Origin of the sequence: Streptomyces alkaliphilus, from assembly GCF_014141535.1 — a bacterium.
GTDB lineage: Bacteria > Actinomycetota > Actinomycetes > Streptomycetales > Streptomycetaceae > Streptomyces > Streptomyces alkaliphilus.
This window is the reverse complement of the sequence record NZ_VKHT01000912.1, coordinates 1-2,024: the sequence shown is the minus strand read 5'-3', so window position 1 is coordinate 2,024 and position 2,024 is coordinate 1. Positions and strand designations below refer to the sequence as shown.

Here is a 2,024-nt window from a genome sequence, read left to right as displayed (position 1 = left end):
AGGTAGGGGAACTCGTCGAGGACCACGGTGCGCGGTTCGCGGTCGGTGGTGTGCAGGAGGCGGGTGATGGCCTCGTGCCAGCCGTCGAAGCGCAGGGGGACGGGTTCGCCGAGGTGGTGGGCGAGGTCCTCCCCCAGTCGGTCCAGGGCCTCGCGTTCGGCGGCCTCGGTGGCGGTGAACATGAAGCCGCCGGTGGCGCGGGTGAGGGCGTCGAGGAGGTAGGTCTTGCCCTGGCGGCGGCGTCCGGAGACCACGCCGAGGGTGGCGTGCGGGGCGCGGTGGGCGGCGAAGCGGGTCAGCTCCGCCCACTCGAAGTCCCGGTCGAACATGTCGGGGGGCTTGCGCACGGTTCCTCCAGCATGGATAAGCACAGTTATTATAACTGTGCTTATCCATGCCTCGGAGGTGCTTCGGGTCCCGGCCCCCGGTCAGCGGCTGTCGCCGGGGCGGCGCCAGTGGGGCGGCTTGGCGGGGATGAGGGGCAGGGAGGACTCCACGCGGCCGAAGCGGTCGTCCATGCGGGCCCAGGAGTCGTAGGCGGCGTCGATCTCCGCGCGGTCGCGGCCGACGAAGTTCCACCACATGACGATGGGCTCGGGGAAGGGCTCGCCGCCCAGGAGCATGACCCGGGTGGGTTCGCGGACCTCAAGCGGGAGCTGGTCCCGGCCCTCCCCCAGGTAGCCGAGCCGGCCGGGTTCCAGGGGCTGTCCGTTGACGGCCACCGCGCCGCGCAGGACGACCAGGGCGTACTCCCAGTCGGGGCGCAGCGGCACCGTGGCCGGGCCCCGGAGGTCGAGGTCCACGCCGACGAGCGGGGTGTCGTGGCGGGCGGGGCTCGCGAGGTCGGCGAAGTCGCCGATCAGGACGGTGGCGATACCCGTGCCGCCGTCGAGCTCGGCCTTCGGCAGCTCGGTGTGGTGCTCGAAGTCCGCGGCGCCGTGGCGGGTGGATTCGGGGAGGGCGGTCCACAGCTGGATGCCCTCCAGGATGCCCCGGTGGTGGCCGGTGTCCTCCTCCGCGTGGGAGACGGCGTGGCCGGAGGTCATGAGGTTGAGCTGGCCGGGCTTGATGACCTGTTCGGAGCCGAGGCTGTCGCGGTGGAGCATCTGGCCGTCGAGCAGCCAGGTGACGGTCTGCAGGCCGATGTGCGGGTGGGGGCCGATGTCGGGGCCGCCGTTCTCCGTGACGTCGGCGGGGCCCATGTGGTCGGCGAAGCACCAGGCGCCGACCGTGCGACGCCCCCGGCGGGGCAGGGATCTGCGCACCCGCAGCCCGCCGACCGTCGCCTCGCGGCCCTCGGTGACCTCCAGGCAGGGCGGGGCGGGGTGGCCGGTGTCGGCCCGGTCGTCGGGTGCGTCAACCGTGCTCACCGGTCCGCTCATCACACAACCCCTTTCGGTGGGTCCTCCGGGGCGGGTCCGGACCCGTCATCGGTCCTTCGCCCCGTCACCCAAGGATGGATGCGGTCCGGTGGCACGGCCCCGGGGACGCGCCGGTCGGCCCGGAAAGCGGATCCGGTCGGCGTCAGAGCAGGACGCCCTCCAACCGGAGGAGGAACCGCTTGCGGTCCAGGCCGCCGGCGTAGCCGGTGAGGGAACCGTTGGCGCCCATGACGCGGTGGCAGGGGCGGACGACGCTCAGCGGGTTGCGTCCCACCGCGCCGCCGACGGCCCGGACGGACGCGGCCGGGAGGCCGGCCCGGCGGGCCAGTTCGCCGTAGGTGATGGTGGTGCCGTAGGGGAGGGCGTCCAGCGCCTCCCACACCCGGCGGCGGAACTCGGAGGTCGGGGTGCTCAGGGTCAGGGAGAACTCGCGCAGCTCTCCGGCGAAGTAGGCGTCGAGCTGCCGGGCGGCCTCGGTGAAGGCGGTGTCATCGCGTCGCCAGTGGGGTTGGACACCGGTGGCGTGCCGCTGGTCGGGGACGGTGATCGAGGCGAGGACATCCGGTTCCGGGCCGGCGAGGACGAGGTCACCCAAAGGGCTGGGATGCACGGCGTAGAGGACGTCACCGGCCGGGGCGGGCG

The 2,024-nt window shown here is 73.3% G+C and carries 2 protein-coding genes and 1 pseudogene; all 3 read right to left on the bottom strand.

Features of this window, described 5'->3' with window-relative positions; translation table 11 throughout:
* A pseudogene (locus FNQ90_RS21065) lies at window positions 1-347 on the bottom strand (ATP-binding protein); the annotation flags it as partial.
* A gap of 81 nt (window positions 348-428) precedes the next feature.
* Complete coding sequence (locus tag FNQ90_RS21060; protein WP_323380107.1) at window positions 429-1,370, bottom strand: pirin family protein; 942 nt, start codon at window positions 1,368-1,370, stop codon at window positions 429-431.
* Window positions 1,371-1,524: 154 nt separating this feature from the next.
* On the bottom strand, window positions 1,525-1,992 hold the full coding sequence (locus tag FNQ90_RS21055) for a methylated-DNA--[protein]-cysteine S-methyltransferase (RefSeq protein WP_182607797.1): 468 nt from the start codon (window positions 1,990-1,992) through the stop codon (window positions 1,525-1,527).
* Window positions 1,993-2,024: the final 32 nt, after the last annotated feature.